Here is a 17,072-nt window from a genome sequence, read left to right as displayed (position 1 = left end):
TATTGCACTGACGATGATCAACAAGCTGTACGGGATCGAGCGTGAACTTAAGGAAGCCGACGATGAACAGCGGTTTATCGCTCGCCAGGAAAAGAGCCTGCCGATCTTGGGGCAGCTGAAAGTCTGGCTGGATAAAACCCAATCCCAGGTGACGCCGCAAAGTGCATTAGGCAAGGCGGTGCATTATCTGGCGAATAACTGGAGCCGACTGGAGCGTTATGTCGAAGCGGGTTATTTACCCATCGACAACAACGCGGCCGAAAGAGCGATCAAGCCGTTTGTCATCGGACGCAAGGCCTGGTTATTCAGCGATACCGTCAACGGCGCCACTGCCAGCGCAAAGATCTACAGTCTGGTCGAGACCGCCAAGGTCAACGGCCAAGAGCCCTATACGTGGCTGCGCCACGTACTGGAGCGGTTGCCGCATGCCTCGTCGGTCGAAGAGTACGAAGCGTTACTGCCGTGGAACTGCTCGCCGCAGATGCCACGGTAGACCGTTGCTCCACCACTGGGTAGGTGGGGTTTATGGATCGCATACTTAGGTCACGCATTGCGATTCTCCTCATCGGCAGTACGGAGCCGGTCGTAGCGTGCTGTATTGGCAACAGGCGCCACTTTGAGTTGCAGGCTGGTTTCTACACAGAGAGGTGATGCGGTGGAGGTCAGGTGGGCAACGACATTGAGGATGTGATCGGCGCTCAGTTCCCGATTCAAGTACCAGCTCCACCGCCACCAGCAATGGTTCGAGAGCGGCGATGGGCACAGCAGCCAGTACCTGCATCATGATTCGATCACCGTTGGTGTGACGCCTCAGTCCGCGTTTGAGAAGCTGTTACGGTTTTGGCAGATCCGCAAATGGCGCGCCATTGCGTAGTGCACCAGGCTTGCGTTCGATGAGTGGGATGTAGTGCTGCCAGTCAAAACCGACCTGATCTCGATCAAAGAGCCGTTCGTGACTGGCGATCACCGTTTCGTCGGCAATGACCACGATCCGCGAAGGGTACAAACGGCTGCTGCCCCATTGACCAACACGCTCACATGGCACTGAATAGCGATTTCGCGCCACGCTGATCAGGCAGGTACTGGAGACCCGCACGGTACGCTCGACGGAGCCATCAAATGCCGTCGGCATTGGCATCATTTCGGCCTACTCCAGCTCCAAGACCTCCGCCACCGTCAGCCCGTTGTACTGCGGATGCACCAGTTCGCTCCAGAGCGACAGGCAACGTCGGCCGAGCCAGACATTCAGTTCCTCGAAGGTGTGAAACATGCAGTCTAGAGCATCGAGCCAGATTCGCCTCCGGCTGTCCTGCGGTGCTATCTAAAAAAGCTAAGGGTTTTTAAATATCTGCTCTGTCATTTTCGTGGTTGGAATGATCAATGACTTCGTGTAATAGGTTTTATATCCATACGCGGTAATGCTTACCTTGCAGGGTATGAGAGCTTTATTGGCTAGAAGCGGCCGGACGGCTTCGTAATCATTCAGATCGAGTTGCGTCCCATCGGGTCTTGTATTGTAAAAAACAAGTTCTGAAGTGAAAGTGTAATTTGGTCTGGTTTGGCTGCTCGCATTCACCAGACCTTCAGCCTTTATATTGATTGAATGCTCGGACGAAAAATCCATATCGCCGTCTAACGAGCAGGTCAGCGTTGGTGTGAGCTGATTAGAGTTTTCGAAATCATTGAATGCGCTAGCCAAATCTACTGTTGAAGTGAATTTCACAGTAAAAAGATTATTCGGCCCTAATTCAAAAGACGACAAAGTGAGGTCTGCGGGAGGGATGTTGGCTGTTTTTACACAGCCCGCGCAGAGAAGTAATGTCAGGTAAACGAAGCCGCGATATAGATTCATTGGCCGAAAATACCATTGATGGAATCAAAAATCAGATCGAGCGCTGATTTTGTTTCCTGAACAGGTTGAATGAACATCCAGTCTGCAGAGGCGTGGTGGATGTCGATGGTTTTGTTCATGGTCGGACCGGACTTTATATTCCAGCGCTCGCCGAAATCAGCGACGCTGTCAGAAGAGTCGGGTTTGCTTGAGTTGGCTCGAATGTTAACCCAGGACTCTGCGACAGGTTGCGGCTCTGACATGTAGATATCCGAGCCCAGCCATACCCAAAAACCTTCGCCGACAGGGTCGAGTGTCACCAGAAATTTAATGGTGTAACCCGCTTCAGATAAAATTTTGGAAAGATGTGCTCCGTTCCATCCCCCCAAACTGTGACCCACGATATACACCGGGCTTGATTTGCTGGGTATTTTATCGATGAAGTTGGTCTTGATGTCGCCGGAGCCTTTGGCGTCGTTGTAGCCTCTGGCCCAGCTTGTGTATTTGGGTTTCAGTTTTGCGTTTGGGCTTATTCTGTTGTCGAGCAGATTTTTTGCGGCATCGATGTTGTGATAGGCACCTTGGAAGTAATATTTTTCCTGGTCTGCGGCGCCACCGATAAAGAAGACGATGGCTTTCTTTTCCGGAACTGGTACTGCTTTTACGGTTGAGTCATTTGCAGCGGTCAATGTTTTTGTTGCTGCCAGGCTTGCGGTGTTGCCGTTTGGAAGAACAATTTGCTCTGCGGCCATTACTTAGTCTTCCAGAAAGATTTTGATGGTTTCTGCCAAGTGCGAACTCACTATATGGGTGAAGCCCATCGAGTCGCTAACGCCATGTTCCAGGCTTCCATCCGCACGTTGGATGGCGTAACCGTGATTAGGCATTGGCTCGCCAGTCGTGCCGTCGACCAGTTTGATCTTGTCGCTGAAGTGCACCGGCATTGGCAGTAAACCGCTGAAGGGCGCTGATACAACGGTGTCGCCGATGATGACGGTGCCGGAACCGCCAATGACAATGTTGCCGTGTCCCCCGGTGCTGTCTATTGTCGCGGCGTTCAGGCCGTTGATGAATACAGTCGAACTGATGCCCCCGGTAATCGGGCTACCACAGGCGGATTTGTCGGTCATGCGAGCAGCTGCGAGGCCGTCGAAGAATACGTTCGGCGAGCCGCTGGCAATAGGATTGGTACCGTGTCCTGGAAGTGGGCAACTGGTGGGATCTGAGACGCGAGCAGCTGGTTTTCCACTCATGGGAGGTTCCGTTTCGAAATGTCAGTGGCGGGCTCGTGATTCTCGCGCGAGCATGGGGACGCAATTTGCGTTAGACGATTGGTGTTTTTACGAGCAGCCGCTCGACGTAGCCGTCGCCCAAGCAGGGATGGCTTTCAATGCGGGGGCGTATATGAGAAGTGCTGGCGCGGAGGCGCTTCCGTACGTGGGGCAGGCATAAAAGTGAATCGTCCTTGAAAAATCGCGGTGAAGGATGCCCGAGGTGAAGATTTCGTTCAACGAGATTTTTCGAGTGCTCTTGTACTTTTGGTATCATTTCCGAATTTTTTTTGCAGCGTGTATAGGCCGCTGTAGTCATTACTGAATTCAAGCCGAGAGAAACTCCAGGCTGTCGAGGTCGGCGTTTTTCAAGGTTGTTGTCGCGTCGCCGTCTAACTATGCCGCTCTTTTCTCGGTCTGCTGCTGCCGATCCGGGTTCAACTGTGGCTGAATGCCACTCAATGCAGCTGGATTCCGGTAGAAGCGGGTCAAGGTCTGCGCCTGAGCGGAAGCTTCCCACAACCTCTCACACGACTATCCTTACGCCTGTGTTACCTCAGTCCTGTGGCGCTGCTCGCGGGTGTTGGTGCTACCATCGGCGGCGCCAAAGGCCTAGCCTATACACTATCGCCAAATGGCGGTCTGCTGAGTCCTGACGGCGAAATCATCACTTTACATTCCGGCGAGCCGACTCCTGAATTGGATCGGGCCATCGTTCATCGATTAGGCCCTCAGCAGAACTCAAGCTATTTGACACCCAAGGAAAAGGTATGAATTCACCTTCGCCCAACAGCCGCAGGGGAGGGCTCTCGCGGGAGGACTACCTAGCACCACTTGCCGTCCCAACTGGACAAACACCCAAGGATGTACTCAATACTATCTGGCGTAAGAACGAGGTATGTCTTGATATTGGCTCCTACAGCATAGGCTCTGCTGTAATGGTGCTGTGGCCGGTGGTAATGCTCTGTTTACTCATGATCTACATAGAGCGAAATGGCGAGAGGCTGGTGGGAACAGCCCTCTTGTCGTTGGTGCTAGTTGGTATTCCGATATTGATCCTTTTACATGGGCTGACTAAGCCCGTGCCGCTACCTGTACGCTTCAACCGCCAGCGCCGAGAGGTCTGCGTGCCATTCGATGACGGCCGTTACTGGATCGTCCCCTGGGAACAGGTCACCGCCCAAGCAATAGCAATGGACTCTGTCGGCCAACACGGCAAAACAACTCAAGGTCTATTGGTGGTGGGCTTTCGCAATCCCGATCCCGATGCACCCGAAAAAGAACGAGACTTCAGCTTGGGATTCAGTTGCGGTGGCGGCGAAACGGCCATGTGTCTGTGGGAGTGCATGCGCAGCTACATGGAGGTTGGGCCGGAAGCCGTTCCGAAGTGCAATTTTGAGGGTGAGAACAGCCAAAAAGGCTTGATCGGCTGGACCATTAGTATTTTGTTCGACGCATTGAAATCCGCAGCCAAGGGAGACTTTAAATCTGCAATTAAAGATGTTTTCTTCACTGTCTTTTTAGGTGCTCCTTTGGGGTTTTATTTGCAAGAACGCAAGCTGGTTCCGCCACCTGACTTGAACGCCCCGGCTATAAAAGAATGGTCGAAACCACTGCCGGCTGAGCAGTGGGCCAAACGCTCTCCTGAGTTGGCAGCAGCTATCGCCAAGCGTGAGGAGGAACTGGAGAACAAACCACAATCCGCATGACCCGAAAGCAAGAAATCCAGCTATTTGAAAGCCAAGGATAAGGCATGACATCAGCCATACCCCGCAGCCACTAGGGACCACCCTCCCCCGGTGTCAGGATAGTTGTCGCCTCTCCGGTTTCTCCAAAAAAAGCATATCGGGGGCGGAAAGAGACTGGTCGTGCCGTACTATTCACCTGAACGCAGAGCCGCATTACTTAAGATGCTGCTTCCCCCGCTGAACCTGTCGATGGCCGAGGTTTCCCGGCGCGAAGGGGTCAGCGAAATGTCTTTGTCCAACTGGCGAAAGCAGCTCAGTTCTGAAGGAAATGCAGTGTCTGAAAACAAGCCGTTGACCGAGAACGGTATACAATCGCGGAAGGCCAAATTTGTATCGTCATGTGCAGATATCACTACTAAGAATCAAGCCCCACCGCCTGCCCCACACCTCTGACAATCATATCCACCTCCCGCTCATCAATCGTCAGCGGCGGCAGCAGCCGTATGGTCTTGCCGCGCGTGACGTTGATCAGCAGCCCGTGATCGCGCGCAGCGATCAATGTCAGATCGCGAATCGGCTGTTTCAGTTCGATACCGATCATCAAGCCCTGCCCACGAATGGCCAGCACATTGGGGTTGTCCGCCAGCTCTGCGCGTAACCGAGTTAACAGCCGCTCGCCCTGAATACGGGCGTTCTCCAGTAACCCCTGTTCTTCGATGATATCCAGCACCGTGCAAGCAACACGGCAAGCCAACGGATTACCGCCAAACGTGCTGCCATGGCTGCCCGGGGTGAATAGATCTGCCGCCCGGCCCCGGGCCAGGCAAGCGCCAATCGGCACGCCATTGCCCAAGCCTTTTGCCAGCGTCATGACGTCCGGAACGATGCCCTCATGCTGAAAAGCAAACCACTGGGCGGTGCGGCCGATGCCTGTCTGAATCTCATCGAGCATCAGCAGCCAGGCGTGGCTATTACAGATTTCGCGCAGGGCCTTGAGGTAACCGGGTGGCGCGAGTTGTACGCCACTCTCGCCTTGAATCGGCTCGACCAGAATCGCCACGATCCGCTCGCCGTGCTTGCGCTGAATGTACTCCAGTGCCGCCAGATCACCGAACGGCACTTTGACGAAATCCCCCGGCAATTCATTGAAGCCCAGGCGCACTGCCGGGCCATCGCTGGCGGACAACGTGCCGAGTGTGCGGCCATGGAAAGCGTTGGCCATCACCACCACCAGCGGTTGCTCAATTCCCTTGCGCCAGCCATACAACCGCGCCAGTTTCAGCGCCGTCTCATTGGCCTCGGCCCCGGAATTGTTGAAGAACGCCCGCTCCATTCCCGACAGCTCCGTCAGCCGTTTTGCAAGCTGTTGCTGCCAGTCGATGCTGTACAGGTTGGAGGTGTGCAGCAGCAGACCGGCCTGCTCGCTGATCGCCGAAACGATCCGTGGATGCGAGTGGCCGACATTGGTCACCGCCACACCAGCGACCGCATCCAGATACTCGCGGCCGGCCTGATCCCACAGTCGGGTGCCCAGTCCTTTAGTGAAACTCAGGGCCAGTGGTTGGTAGGTGTTCATCAGGGCGGCGGTCATGACTTCAAACTCCAGTGAAGGTCGGTGTGTTTGCAGTATGGTTAGCCACCAGAACTGGATAAACTCGGTAAAACTTAAATCATTTAAAAGCAGAGCTTGATAATGGATCTGTTCCAGTCGATGAGCGTCTACGTCAAAGTCGTCGAAGCGGGGAGCATGACGGCAGCCGCGTTGCAGTGCGACATGTCGACGACGATGGTCGGCAATCATCTGCGAGCACTGGAGCAACGGCTCGGCGTACAACTGCTGCAACGCACCACCCGGCGCCAGCGACTGACCGAGTTCGGCAGCGTTTACTACCAGCGTTGCCTGGATGTGTTGGGGCTGGTGGCGGACTCTGAGCGTCTCGCCGAGCAGGCTCTGGACGAACCCCGCGGCATCTTGCGCATCACAGCTCCGCTGACCTTCGGCGTTGAACGCATGGCCCCGGCGCTCAGTGAGTTTTCCCTGCAATGGCCAAAGGTCAAACTCGACGTGGTGCTGACCAACAGCCGCCCGGATCTGCTGGAAAACGGCCTCGACGTCGCTTTCCGGCTGGGCAACTTCGAGCAGTCCAACCTGATTGCGCGGCCATTGATCGATTACACCCTGACGGTCTGCGCGTCGCCCGACTATGTGGCACGGCGCGGCATGCCGCTGACGCCGCAAGACCTGCAACAGCATGACTGTCTGTCCTTCGCCTACCCCACCGGGGATGACTGGCAATCGGTGGAAAAACGTTGGCGCCTCAGCGGCCCGGACGGCGAAATCATGGTCGACGTCAGCGGGCCGATGCTGATCAACAGCTCCGCCGGCCTGCATCAGGCGGCGCGCAACGGCATGGGCATCGTGATGCTGCCCGATGCGTTGGTGGAGCAGGATCTGCGCGATGGCAGACTGATCACGGTAATCCCCGACTACCAACCGCCCAGCCGCCCGTTACATCTGCTGTATGCCCCGGATCGCTATCGCCTGCCCAAGCTGCGGCGCTTCGTCGAATTCGCGATGCGGGCATGGGGCAGACCCTGACTCCCGGCACCATCAAACAGGTTCCCGCGGGTCCTTTGCGCAGCTGATCGAAAACTCTCAATGCACCGCTGTCGCGCTGTACTACGGGCAGATCATCGGCTTCGCGCGAGGCATTACCGACAGTTTGGGGTTTGAAACGTCGCTGATTGTCATGGAGCGCCCGCGATTGAAATAACCGTCAAGCACGATGACAACGGCTATGATCCTCCTTTTTCCAGCACGGACGCTGCGCGATGCTCGCCATTTTGCAAAACACCCCGCTGTGGGTTTACGTGGTTTTCGTGATCCTGATGTATTACGGCCTGAAGGCTCGCAAGCCTCAGCACGAGAGCCGGTTATCTCTACTGTCGACTCCATTGGCGCTGCTGGTCTGGTCGCTGTTTTCGCTGAACCTGTCAGTTGATCCCGGTTTTACGCTGGGCGGCTGGTTTATCGCTTTGACCCTCGGCGCCCTGTCGGCATGGCTGATTTTTTCCCGCGAGGGCGTGAAGCTCGACGACCCGGAAACCGGATTGGTTGTGCCGGGCACCTGGAAAGCGTTGATATTGCTGCTGCTGTTTTTTGCGGTGAACTACTACTTCGGCTATCAGGATGACGTGCACCCGGAACACAGCACGGCTGCGGACATGTTGTTGCTCAAGGCCGCAGCGTCCGGTTTTGTCTGCGGACTGATCAGCACCCGCTCGCTGAAGTTCTATTGGCTGCTGCGAACGCTTCAGGCACAACGCCCGTCTTTGGGCGCTCAATGATTCAGGAACCGCTCTTTACCAACACCGGTTTCTCCTGATAACGCTCCCCGAACAACTGCTTCAACTGCGCCACTTTCGGCATGTCGTTGATCACGATGTACGGGTAGCTCGGGTGCTCGGTCAGGAAGTCCTGGTGATAGTCCTCCGCCGGGTAGAAGCCGTTGTAGCTTTCCAGCCTGGTGACGATGGGTTTGCTGAAGACATGGGCCGCGTCGAGTTGAGTGATGTAGGCCTGCGCGACCTTTTGCTGATCAGCGTTGACCGGGAACAGTGCCGAACGGTATTGAGTGCCGCTGTCCGGGCCTTGGCGATTGAGTTCGGTCGGGTTGTGCGCCACCGAGAAGTAGATCTGCAACAGATTGCCATAGCTGACCTGCGTCGGGTCGAAGGTGACTTGCACCGATTCTGCGTGGCCGGTATCGCCGCCGCTGACTCGCTCGTATTCAGCGGTATTGGCCGCGCCACCGGCGTATCCCGAAACCGCTTTCTGCACGCCTTTTACATGCTGAAAAACACCCTGAACGCCCCAGAAACAACCGCCCGCGAATACAGCGGTTTCACTGTGAGCCTGTGTGACTTCGTCGAGGGTGGGCGGTGGAATGACCACCGCGTCTTCGCCGCCAAAGGAGAAGGCTGAACATTGGCCGATCACCCCGGCCACCGCGACACCCAACAACACTCGACGCCAGCTCATTTGATTTTTCATGTCCGTGACTCCTGATCAACCGAAGGTAAAGGCGTAGGCCGACACGCCGGGGTCGAGAAATTCGATGCTGAAAGTTCGATCCTTCACGCCGCCGGACTGGCGCACCAACTGATACAAGCGCTGTTCAGTGACCTGGCCAGAGCCATCCGGGGAGACATCGACGCCGTGCGCTTGACCCGGTGCCTGACCATCAATCGACACTTTGAAACGCACCGGTTTGCCATCCGCACCCGGCCCGAGCACCAGATGCAGGTCGCGGGCATGGAAGCGGTAAACGATGCGGCTGGCCGTTGCACCGGCAGTGGCGCGTTCGGCACCGACGTTCCATTGGCCGCCGAGACTCCAGTCATTCAGGGCCAGATGGGGCGGTGGGGTGTAGGCCGAAACTTTGTCTGGAACAACGCTGAGTTGCGGCACGAAATGTTCTGCACGCTGGTAGCCGATATACGTTTCCGGCGATTGCACTTCGTTCATGTCCGGCGCCTGTTGCACGCCTTTGGCGTCGGCATTGATCAAACCATCGGCGACGGTTTTCGAACCGGCTTCACGCAACAGTTGCTGAATGACGCGTTCCGACTCGGCGTAAGCCCCTTCGCCAAAGTGGTGGTAACGAATCCGTCCCTGAGCGTCAGCAAAGTAATGTGCGGGCCAGTATTCGTTATTGAAGGCGCGCCAGATCTTGTAGTCGTTATCGATGGCCACCGGGTAGTTGATGCCCAGTTCCTTCATGGCTTTGGTGACATTGCCGACATCGCGCTCGAAGGCGAATTCCGGCGCGTGTACGCCGATGACCACCAAGCCTTGATCGCGATACTTTTCAGCCCAGGCTTTGACGTAGGGCAGCGTGCGCAGGCAGTTGATGCAGGAGTAGGTCCAGAAATCCACCAGCACCACTTTGCCCTTCAATGCCTGAGCGTCCAAGGGCGGCGAGTTGAGCCATTGCACTGCGCCATCGAGCGGCGGCAACCGGCCTTCGACCGGCAAGGTTGCCGGGGCCTTTGCGGCCATTTTCATCGCGCCACCGGTGGCCATCATGCTGCCGTTGGCCGCGTCATCTTGCGCCGGAATCTGCGCCATCATCGTGCCGTTCGGGCTTGCAGGTTTGCCCGACAGTTTGCCGACCAAAGCCTGTTCCAATCCGCCAGTGGATGCCGTTGAAAGCCGCGCGAGAATTCCGGTATCCAGCCCCAGCGCAATCGCCGCCACGCCGGCCAGCATCAGCGCGCCCAGGCCTCGACGGATCCACTCACCGGTGCCGATCGAGCGCTTCATCAGCGCAAACACCTTAGCGCCCAGCAGGAGAGCGGCCGCCAGCGAGGTGGCGGCCCCCGCCGCGTAGGCGAGCAACAACAGCGTGGTGGCGATGCTTGCCCCTTGCAGCGCGGCGCCGGTCAGAATCAGCCCCAGAATGGGGCCTGCGCAGGGTGCCCAGAGCAGCCCCGTGGCAACGCCGATCAGAAACGAAGCGCCGGGACGCGGGCGATTGTCCTGGCCGGCAGCCTCTGACAGACGACTGCCGGCCGAAACCAGCGGACGGGTCAGACGTTCGGCCACTCGCGGCAGCAGCAACGTCAGCCCGAACAGTGCAACGAACAGCAACGCGAGCCAGCGACCGTACTGATTGACTTGCACCACCCAACCGCCGCCCACCGCCGCCAACGAGGCGACGAGCGCAAAGGTGACCGCCATCCCCGCCAGCAGCGGCAAGCCACTCTTGATAAACGGCTGCCCGGTGCGAGCGAAGACAAAAGGCAGAACCGGCAGGATGCAAGGGCTGACGATCGTCAGCACACCACCGAGATAAGCGAGAACCAAGAGCCACATAGTGTCGTCCTGTTTGAAGTGAAGAGCGCAAACGTGCCATGGCTCAGGCCGCCACAGCGTTGAAGGTCATCGCCAGGCCATTCATGCAGTAACGCAGCCCGGTGGGTTGCGGCCCGTCATCGAAAACATGTCCCAAATGACCGCCACAGCGTCGACAGTGAACCTCTTCGCGAGCCATCCCGAAGGAGCGGTCCTGGCGCGTGGCCACGGCCTGTTCAAGCGGTGCCCAGAAACTGGGCCAACCGGTGTGGCTGTCGAACTTGGTCGCGGATGAAAACAGCGCCAGATCGCACCCGGCACAGGCAAAGGTGCCCGCGCGATGTTCATTGTTCAGAGGGCTGGAGTAGGCGCGTTCGGTACCTTCTTCACGCAGGATCCGGTACTGCTCGTCAGTCAGGATCGAGTGCCATTCGCTGTCGCTGTGAGTCACTTCAAAGGCTTCATCAGCCTGTGCCTCGCTGATCAGCGGTACGTCAGTCGACAATTTTGGCAATACACCGATTACCAGGGCTGCAAGCCCCAGCCCGCCGCCCGCTACGAGAATCTGCCGCCGTGAAAACATGGCCGTCTCCAAAATTTCAGGTACCTGTCTTGGAACACAGCCTAGGCTTGGGTTGATCGCCAAATCCTCACGGGAAGTTAACGAATTCGTGATAACTCGCCTTGAGGAAAACCCGCACAATGCGCTCATTGCGCCGAAGGATTGAGCTCCATGGAACAAACCAAACGCATCCTGGTGGTCGAGGATGACCAACACATCGCCGACCTGATCTGCCTGCATCTGCGCGATGAGCAATACGACGTTGTACACAGCGCCGACGGCGATGAGGGCATGCGCCTGCTGGAGCGAGGGCACTGGGATGCGCTGGTCCTCGACCTTATGCTGCCGGGCGTTGACGGTCTGGAAATCTGCCGCCGCGCCCGGGCCATGGCGCGCTACACACCGATCATCATCACCAGCGCCCGCTCCAGCGAACTGCACCGCATTCTTGGCCTGGAACTGGGCGCCGACGACTACCTCGCCAAACCGTTTTCGATGCTGGAGCTGGTCGCGCGGGTCAAAGCCCTGCTGCGCCGGGTCGATGCCATGGCGCGCAACCTGAAAATGGATGCCGGTCGCCTGAGCCTCGACGGCCTGAGCATCGACCCGATCACCCGCGAAGTCACCCTCGATGCTCAGCGAATGGACCTCACGCCACGGGAGTTCGATTTGCTGTATTTCTTCGCCCGGCAACCGGGCAAAGTGTTTTCGCGCATGGACCTGCTCAACGCCGTGTGGGGTTACAGCCACGAAGGTTACGAACACACCGTCAACACCCACATCAATCGCCTGCGGGCGAAGATCGAAAAAGACCCGGCGCAACCCTCGCGCATCCTCACCGTGTGGGGCCGCGGCTATAAATTCGGTATCGAGCAGCCATGAAACTGACCCTGACGCAGCGCCTCTCGCTGGTATTCGCCGTGTTGTTGCTGGTGTGCGGTGGTACATCGGCATGGCTGCAAGTGCGTTCCAGCCAGATGCATGAGCTGGAGGTGGTGCAAGGGCTGTCGCGGGATCTGGCGCGACACATCGCCCATGACACGGTACTGATGGACAGCAACGGTTTGATGCCTGGCGCCGTGCGGGAACTGTTCAGCCAACTGATGCTGGTCAACCCGAGTGTCGAGGTGTATCTGCTCGATACCCAGGGACGCATTGTCGGTAACGCGGCGCCCGAGGGCCGGATGCGGCGAGACAACGTCGACCTCGCGCCGATCCGCCAACTGCTCAACGGCCAGCCACTGCCAATCCTCGGCGATGACCCGCGCAGCGTCGATGGGCGCAAGGTCTTCAGCGCCGCGCCATTGCAGGTCAATGGTAAAGCCGCCGGCTATCTGTACGTGGTGTTGCTCAGCGAAGAACACGACCGTTACGCCGAACGCGGCGCCACCAGCGCCGCGCTGAACACGGCGTTGCTGTCCATCGCCGTGGTCGCGTTGCTGTGCCTGATTGCCGGTCTCACCGCGTTCAACCTGATCACCCGGCCACTGCGACGGTTGACCGATACCGTCAGCCGCTTCGACATCGACGGTGCGCCGCCCCCCTTGCCCGCCACGTCGACACCGGTGGACAAAAGCACTGATGCGGATGAGATCGCCATACTCGATGCCACCTTCCGGCACATGCAAAACCGTCTCGGTGAGCAGTGGCGTTCATTGACTCGTCAGGATCAGGAGCGCCGCGAACTGGTGGCCAATATTTCCCACGACCTGCGCACGCCATTGGCCTCGCTGCATGGTTATCTGGAAACCCTGTCGCTCAAGGACACCACGCTGTCCCCCGAAGATCGGCGGCGTTACCTGGGCATCGCCCTCGATCAAAGCCGCAAGGTCGGCGGGCTGGCGCAATCGCTGCTGGAACTGGTGCGCCTGGAACACGGTTTTGTGCAGCCGGTGCTGGAGCGCTTTTCCCTGATCGATCTGGTGCAGGACATCTTCCAGAAATTCGAACTCAGCGCCGAAGCGCGGCAGGTCGAACTCAAGGCCGGTTTCGTACCGAACCTGCCCACCGTCTGGGCTGACCTGGGACTGATCGAACGGGTGCTGACCAATCTGGTGGACAACGCTTTGCGCCATACCCCTCAGGGTGGCGAGATCGAACTCGACCTGAAGTTCCAGGGCTCAGGCGTCGACGTGACCGTGAGCGACACCGGCCCCGGCATCGCGCCCGAACTGCGCGAAGGTTTGTTCCTGCGCCCGTTCAATATCGGCGGCTCACGACGCGACGGTGGCTTGGGACTGCGCATCGTGCACCGCATCCTGCAACTGCATGGCCGCCAGATTCAGTTGGTGGACGTCACCGGACGCGGTGCGACGTTCCACTTTTCCTTGCCGGTCGATCAGCAAACCGCCGAGCAATGGCTGGCGCAGTCGATGAATCGTAACCACGCGGACAAATAGTTGAGACCATCGGCCCGTTGCTCCGTGACAACGCCGCCCTGCTCCCCTAAATTAGGCGGCCTGAAAAAGACCTCGCGCTTTCTCATCTCAACTCAAGTTAAAAAGTAGTGAAATTTCAATGTCCGATTTCAACACCGCTGAATCCGTAGTCACCGAATCGTCCAAAGCGGAATACGAAAACTCCATCAATCTTTCACAACACCTTCCACAAGCCAAAATCATCAGCGAGATGGTGCTGGACGCGTTTCAGTCGAGCCGCGAGAGCGACCAGATCCGCGAGCTGCGCACCGCGATCCGTCAGGCTCACGACAGCTTCGATGACGACAAGGCCTACGAGCTGATGGGCGAACTCAAGCGCCTGAAGGACGCCGAGGCCGCCGACATCGCCGCCCTCGAAGACCTGAGCAGCCAGTTTTCGATCAGCCGCATCCTGTCCAGCTTCAAGGACGATCCGGCGTTTCAGGAAATCGTCTACGGCCTCGCCCTCAAAGTGCTGAACCAGACGCATCAGGCCATCAGCAACCCGAGTGGCGGCAAGAGCAAAGCCGCGCGCGCCAGGAAAGAAGTCGAAATCTTCACCATCAGCAAGGACGGCATCAGTGTGACCCTGCCGCTGCGCACACCGCGCTCGCGCCTGAACGTTGACCGTGAAGCGCTGGAGTTCCTGGGTTTCACCTTCGTCGGTGAAGGTGAAGAAGCCGAACTCGATGGCGAAACCTTCGTCGACAACGCCGGCACCGAACACGCCGTCAACCGCAAGAACATCATCACCGCTCTGCAACAGCAAACCGCGTTCGATGGCTACAGCATCGCCGCGCAGTAATACGGCAACGCTTGCGAAAAAGCCCCGCACTGAGATTCAGGCGGGGCTTTTTGTTGTCCGGCGCGCAGGTTATGCGTCCGAGTGCAACGCGGCAATCATGTCGACCTCAATCGCCGCGTTCTTGGGCAACTGATAGACACCGACCGTGGTGCGTGTATGCCGGCCGGCATCACCGAGCACGTGACTGAACACATCGGATGCACCGTTGGCCACTTCGCTCAGGTCAACAAAGTCCGCCGTTGACTTCACGTACACCGTGACCCGCAACAACGCCTTGATCTTGTCCAGCGACCCTACCGCATCGACGATCAGTGCCAGGCAACGCATCGCACTGATGCTCGCGGCGGCCTGCGCATCCTCGAGCGTCAACTCCAGGCCAACCCGACCGGGGTACTGAATCTTGCCGTTAGTGCGCGGCACCATGCCGCTGATGTACAGCTCATCATGATGACGGATCAGCGGCGCGTAATTGCCGCCGGCAGTGTTCTCGCCGTAGATGTCGTAGTTGAGCGCTTGTGCCAGGCCAATGAAGCGTTCGTCGCAGGTCATCCTCTCGGTCATTTCGCCCAGCCTTTTGATTGATGCGTGAATAACAGTCGAGACCTGCGCATGGCATGGCGCTATCACTGTCATGGTTGGATCCAAATCTAGGGGTTTTGGACTCCAGTCGCAACCCTCACTCTCTCCCGGAAGTAATGGGTTGGGTGAGGGGACCTTACGACGAGCAACAAAAAACCCCGCACATCTCTCGATGGCGGGGTTTCTTGTACAACCTGTAAACCTTACGGCGCGTACGTCAGCAACAGCTCGCTCGGCACCTTGAAGTCCAGGGACATCATGACGCTCAACGCGGTGATGGTGAAGATCGAGAACACAAACAGCTTGCGTGCCCAGACCGTGTCATCCACCGCTTTGTAGCCGGTCCAGGCCATGTACAACCAGTACATGCCCATGGCCGCGGCAACGGCGAGGTAGCTCATGCCGGCATAGCCGCTGAAGGTCAGCATCAAGGTCGCCACGAGGAACGCCAGGATGTAGAGCAGGATGTGCTTCTTGGCCACTTGAATCCCGCGTTTGACCGGCAACACCGGAATCGATGCGGCCAGGTAATCGTTGAAGCGGAAGATCGCGATGGCGTAGGAATGCGGCATCTGCCACAGGCTGAACATCACCAGCAGCGTCAGTGCGGCCATGTCGAAGCTGTTGGTCACAGCAACATAGCCAATCACCGGCGGCATCGCGCCCGACAGACTGCCCACCAGCGTGCCGTGAACCGACTTGCGCTTGAGGTACAGGCTGTAGAAGCCGACGTAGATCACGAAGCCGATGACCGCGAACAAAGCGGCCAACGGGTTGGCCACCTTGTACAACAATGCAACGCCGAGAACACCCAGGATGGTCGCGTAGACAAGGGCCAGTTTCAGGGAGATCAAGCCCTGGACCAGCACCCGGTTCTTGGTGCGTTCCATCTTCAGGTCGATGTCGCGGTCGATGCAGTTGTTGAACACGCAACCGGAGGCGACAACCAGGGAAGTGCCGATCATGGCGGCCAGAAACACCGCCAGATCTACATGCCCTTTCGAGGCCAGGAAGAACCCGCCTGCCACAGAAAGCACGTTACCGAAAATGATCCCCGGTTTGGTGATTTGGATAAAGTGCTTGAGCGACATCGGGTCTTACCTCACTTCGCCATCATGTAGGTGTGGATGCTGAACATGATCCACAGCGACAGGCCAACCAGCAGCACGATCACGATCGCGGCGAACACGAAGGCAATCACGTTGTTACGTTGCGCAGCCGAACGATCCAGGTGCAGGAAGTACACGAGGTGGACAACCACTTGAATCACGGCGAAAGCCAGAACGATCATCAGCGTGATCGACTTCGGCAGCGACGGGTACATCACCAGCGCAAACGGAATCGCCGTCAGGATCACCGACAGGATAAAGCCGATTGCGTAGGACTTGACGCTGCCGTGGCTGTCGTCGTGGCTGTCATGGGAGTGTGCGTTAGCCATTACAGGGTCCCCATCAGGTAAACAACGGTGAATACGCAGATCCACACCACGTCCAGGAAGTGCCAGAACAGGCTCAGGCAGCTCAGACGGGTCTTGTTGGTCGCCGTCAGGCCGTGCTTGTTGACCTGGTACATCATGATGCCCATCCAGATCAGACCCGCGGAAACGTGCAGACCGTGAGTACCGACCAGGGTGAAGAACGCGGACAGGAAGCCCGAACGGCTAGGACCGAAGCCCTCGGAGATCAGCAGGTGGAACTCGTTGATCTCCATGGCGATAAAGCCAGCGCCGAGCAGGAAGGTCATGAACAGCCAACCCAGAACCTGCTGCTTTTTACCTTTGTACAACGCCAGCATGGCGAAGCCGTAGGTGATCGAACTGAACAAAAGCAGAGCGGTTTCGCCCAGCACGTAGGGCAGCTCGAAGATGTCGTGGCCGGCTGGGCCACCTGCAACGTTGTTTACCAGTACCGCGTACACCGCGAAGATCGACGCAAACAGAATGCAGTCGGTCATCAGGTAGAGCCAGAAACCGTATACGGTCATCTCGCCCGAATCGTGGTGATGGTCATCGTGCCCATGGTCACCATGGGCGTGTCCAGCATTGGTCACTAAATTCGACATG

At 57.7% G+C, this 17,072-nt stretch carries 18 protein-coding genes and 2 pseudogenes; 8 read left to right on the top strand and 12 right to left on the bottom strand.

Annotated features, from left to right (window positions below; genetic code table 11):
- A partial coding sequence (locus AACY11_RS20605) for an IS66 family transposase (RefSeq protein WP_339495610.1) occupies positions 1-493 on the top strand: 493 nt, incomplete at its 5' end.
- A 50-nt stretch (positions 494-543) separates the two neighbouring features.
- Here the strand turns inward: AACY11_RS20605 and AACY11_RS20600 are convergent.
- The 4 genes and pseudogenes from AACY11_RS20600 to AACY11_RS20585 form a co-directional block, all read right to left on the bottom strand.
- Positions 544-1,312, bottom strand: a pseudogene (locus AACY11_RS20600) (Mu transposase domain-containing protein); the annotation flags it as partial.
- A gap of 18 nt (positions 1,313-1,330) precedes the next feature.
- Complete coding sequence (locus tag AACY11_RS20595) at positions 1,331-1,852, bottom strand: hypothetical protein (RefSeq protein ID WP_221733363.1); 522 nt, start codon at positions 1,850-1,852, stop codon at positions 1,331-1,333.
- Positions 1,849-2,583, bottom strand: coding sequence for an alpha/beta hydrolase (locus AACY11_RS20590; RefSeq protein ID WP_339495609.1), 735 nt, complete (start codon positions 2,581-2,583; stop codon positions 1,849-1,851). Before AACY11_RS20590 ends, AACY11_RS20595 begins: the two co-directional genes overlap by 4 nt.
- Before the next feature lie 3 nt (positions 2,584-2,586).
- Positions 2,587-3,084 carry a PAAR domain-containing protein gene (locus AACY11_RS20585; RefSeq protein ID WP_339495608.1) on the bottom strand — a complete coding sequence of 166 codons (498 nt, stop codon included), beginning with the start codon at positions 3,082-3,084 and terminating at the stop codon, positions 2,587-2,589.
- A gap of 788 nt (positions 3,085-3,872) precedes the next feature.
- On the opposite strand from AACY11_RS20585, the gene AACY11_RS20580 reads away from it, so the two are divergent.
- Entirely contained in the window at positions 3,873-4,811 is a 939-nt protein-coding gene (locus AACY11_RS20580; RefSeq protein ID WP_339432129.1) for a DUF6708 domain-containing protein, read from the top strand.
- Between the two features lie 159 nt (positions 4,812-4,970).
- Positions 4,971-5,180 (top strand): annotated as a pseudogene (locus tag AACY11_RS20575) (transposase); the annotation flags it as partial.
- Between the two features lie 25 nt (positions 5,181-5,205).
- On the opposite strand, the gene AACY11_RS20570 reads toward AACY11_RS20575, so the two are convergent.
- Entirely contained in the window at positions 5,206-6,381 is a 1,176-nt protein-coding gene (locus AACY11_RS20570) for an aspartate aminotransferase family protein (RefSeq protein WP_339495607.1), read from the bottom strand.
- Between the two features lie 102 nt (positions 6,382-6,483).
- On the opposite strand from AACY11_RS20570, the gene AACY11_RS20565 reads away from it, so the two are divergent.
- Together AACY11_RS20565 and AACY11_RS20555 are read left to right on the top strand one after the other, a co-directional pair.
- The gene (locus AACY11_RS20565; RefSeq protein ID WP_339465281.1) at positions 6,484-7,389 is read left to right on the top strand and encodes a LysR family transcriptional regulator; all 906 of its coding nucleotides are present in this window, start codon (positions 6,484-6,486) and stop codon (positions 7,387-7,389) included.
- A 233-nt stretch (positions 7,390-7,622) separates the two neighbouring features.
- Complete coding sequence (locus AACY11_RS20555) at positions 7,623-8,138, top strand: hypothetical protein (RefSeq protein WP_339432132.1); 516 nt, start codon at positions 7,623-7,625, stop codon at positions 8,136-8,138.
- 1 nt (position 8,139) lies between these two features.
- Here AACY11_RS20555 and msrA read toward each other — a convergent pair whose 3' ends face one another.
- The 3 genes from msrA to msrB are packed head-to-tail and all read right to left on the bottom strand — an operon-like array spanning position 8,140 to position 11,230.
- On the bottom strand, positions 8,140-8,844 hold the full coding sequence (msrA, locus tag AACY11_RS20550) for a peptide-methionine (S)-S-oxide reductase MsrA (protein WP_339432133.1): 705 nt from the start codon (positions 8,842-8,844) through the stop codon (positions 8,140-8,142).
- Positions 8,845-8,859: 15 nt separating this feature from the next.
- Positions 8,860-10,668, bottom strand: a complete 1,809-nt coding sequence (locus AACY11_RS20545; protein ID WP_339432134.1) for a cytochrome c biogenesis protein DipZ — start codon at positions 10,666-10,668, stop codon at positions 8,860-8,862.
- 43 nt (positions 10,669-10,711) lie between these two features.
- Entirely contained in the window at positions 10,712-11,230 is a 519-nt protein-coding gene (msrB, locus tag AACY11_RS20540; RefSeq protein WP_339432135.1) for a peptide-methionine (R)-S-oxide reductase MsrB, read from the bottom strand.
- Between the two features lie 150 nt (positions 11,231-11,380).
- On the opposite strand from msrB, the gene AACY11_RS20535 reads away from it, so the two are divergent.
- The 3 genes from AACY11_RS20535 (at position 11,381) to AACY11_RS20525 (ending at position 14,431) form a co-directional block, all read left to right on the top strand.
- Entirely contained in the window at positions 11,381-12,091 is a 711-nt protein-coding gene (locus AACY11_RS20535; protein ID WP_339495606.1) for a response regulator transcription factor, read from the top strand.
- The gene (locus AACY11_RS20530; protein ID WP_339432137.1) at positions 12,088-13,608 is read left to right on the top strand and encodes a sensor histidine kinase; all 1,521 of its coding nucleotides are present in this window, start codon (positions 12,088-12,090) and stop codon (positions 13,606-13,608) included. Before AACY11_RS20535 ends, AACY11_RS20530 begins: the two co-directional genes overlap by 4 nt.
- A gap of 118 nt (positions 13,609-13,726) precedes the next feature.
- The gene (locus tag AACY11_RS20525) at positions 13,727-14,431 is read left to right on the top strand and encodes a hypothetical protein (protein WP_339432138.1); all 705 of its coding nucleotides are present in this window, start codon (positions 13,727-13,729) and stop codon (positions 14,429-14,431) included.
- A 69-nt stretch (positions 14,432-14,500) separates the two neighbouring features.
- Here AACY11_RS20525 and AACY11_RS20520 read toward each other — a convergent pair whose 3' ends face one another.
- The 4 genes from AACY11_RS20520 to cyoC form a co-directional block, all read right to left on the bottom strand.
- Complete coding sequence (locus AACY11_RS20520; RefSeq protein WP_339432139.1) at positions 14,501-14,992, bottom strand: RidA family protein; 492 nt, start codon at positions 14,990-14,992, stop codon at positions 14,501-14,503.
- Between the two features lie 221 nt (positions 14,993-15,213).
- A complete protein-coding gene (gene cyoE, locus AACY11_RS20515; RefSeq protein ID WP_332766113.1) occupies positions 15,214-16,101 on the bottom strand; it encodes a heme o synthase in 888 nt (295 codons plus the stop codon).
- A gap of 11 nt (positions 16,102-16,112) precedes the next feature.
- Entirely contained in the window at positions 16,113-16,448 is a 336-nt protein-coding gene (cyoD, locus tag AACY11_RS20510) for a cytochrome o ubiquinol oxidase subunit IV (RefSeq protein ID WP_221731491.1), read from the bottom strand.
- Entirely contained in the window at positions 16,448-17,071 is a 624-nt protein-coding gene (cyoC, locus tag AACY11_RS20505) for a cytochrome o ubiquinol oxidase subunit III (protein WP_221731492.1), read from the bottom strand. The genes cyoD and cyoC overlap by 1 nt, the downstream gene beginning before the upstream one ends.
- Between the last annotated feature and the right edge of the window lies 1 nt (position 17,072).

The sequence above is a fragment of the Pseudomonas sp. RA_105y_Pfl2_P56 genome, from assembly GCF_963970845.1.
Taxonomy (GTDB): Bacteria; Pseudomonadota; Gammaproteobacteria; order Pseudomonadales; family Pseudomonadaceae; genus Aquipseudomonas; species Aquipseudomonas baetica_A.
This window is presented reverse-complemented; position numbering and strand designations above follow the sequence as displayed.

Bases quoted from the DNA above. Each gene is read 5' to 3' on its own strand.
- AACY11_RS20595 (WP_221733363.1), bottom strand. From the start codon at position 1,852: ATGAATCTATATCGCGGCTTCGTTTACCTGACATTACTTCTCTGCGCG.
- AACY11_RS20590 (WP_339495609.1), bottom strand. From the start codon at position 2,583: ATGGCCGCAGAGCAAATTGTTCTTCCAAACGGCAACACCGCAAGCCTG.
- AACY11_RS20585 (WP_339495608.1), bottom strand. From the start codon at position 3,084: ATGAGTGGAAAACCAGCTGCTCGCGTCTCAGATCCCACCAGTTGCCCA.
- AACY11_RS20580 (WP_339432129.1), top strand. From the start codon at position 3,873: ATGAATTCACCTTCGCCCAACAGCCGCAGGGGAGGGCTCTCGCGGGAG.
- AACY11_RS20570 (WP_339495607.1), bottom strand. From the start codon at position 6,381: ATGACCGCCGCCCTGATGAACACCTACCAACCACTGGCCCTGAGTTTC.
- AACY11_RS20565 (WP_339465281.1), top strand. From the start codon at position 6,484: ATGGATCTGTTCCAGTCGATGAGCGTCTACGTCAAAGTCGTCGAAGCG.
- AACY11_RS20555 (WP_339432132.1), top strand. From the start codon at position 7,623: ATGCTCGCCATTTTGCAAAACACCCCGCTGTGGGTTTACGTGGTTTTC.
- msrA (WP_339432133.1), bottom strand. From the start codon at position 8,844: ATGAAAAATCAAATGAGCTGGCGTCGAGTGTTGTTGGGTGTCGCGGTG.
- AACY11_RS20545 (WP_339432134.1), bottom strand. From the start codon at position 10,668: ATGTGGCTCTTGGTTCTCGCTTATCTCGGTGGTGTGCTGACGATCGTC.
- msrB (WP_339432135.1), bottom strand. From the start codon at position 11,230: ATGTTTTCACGGCGGCAGATTCTCGTAGCGGGCGGCGGGCTGGGGCTT.
- AACY11_RS20535 (WP_339495606.1), top strand. From the start codon at position 11,381: ATGGAACAAACCAAACGCATCCTGGTGGTCGAGGATGACCAACACATC.
- AACY11_RS20530 (WP_339432137.1), top strand. From the start codon at position 12,088: ATGAAACTGACCCTGACGCAGCGCCTCTCGCTGGTATTCGCCGTGTTG.
- AACY11_RS20525 (WP_339432138.1), top strand. From the start codon at position 13,727: ATGTCCGATTTCAACACCGCTGAATCCGTAGTCACCGAATCGTCCAAA.
- AACY11_RS20520 (WP_339432139.1), bottom strand. From the start codon at position 14,992: ATGACCGAGAGGATGACCTGCGACGAACGCTTCATTGGCCTGGCACAA.
- cyoE (WP_332766113.1), bottom strand. From the start codon at position 16,101: ATGTCGCTCAAGCACTTTATCCAAATCACCAAACCGGGGATCATTTTC.
- cyoD (WP_221731491.1), bottom strand. From the start codon at position 16,448: ATGGCTAACGCACACTCCCATGACAGCCACGACGACAGCCACGGCAGC.
- cyoC (WP_221731492.1), bottom strand. From the start codon at position 17,071: ATGTCGAATTTAGTGACCAATGCTGGACACGCCCATGGTGACCATGGG.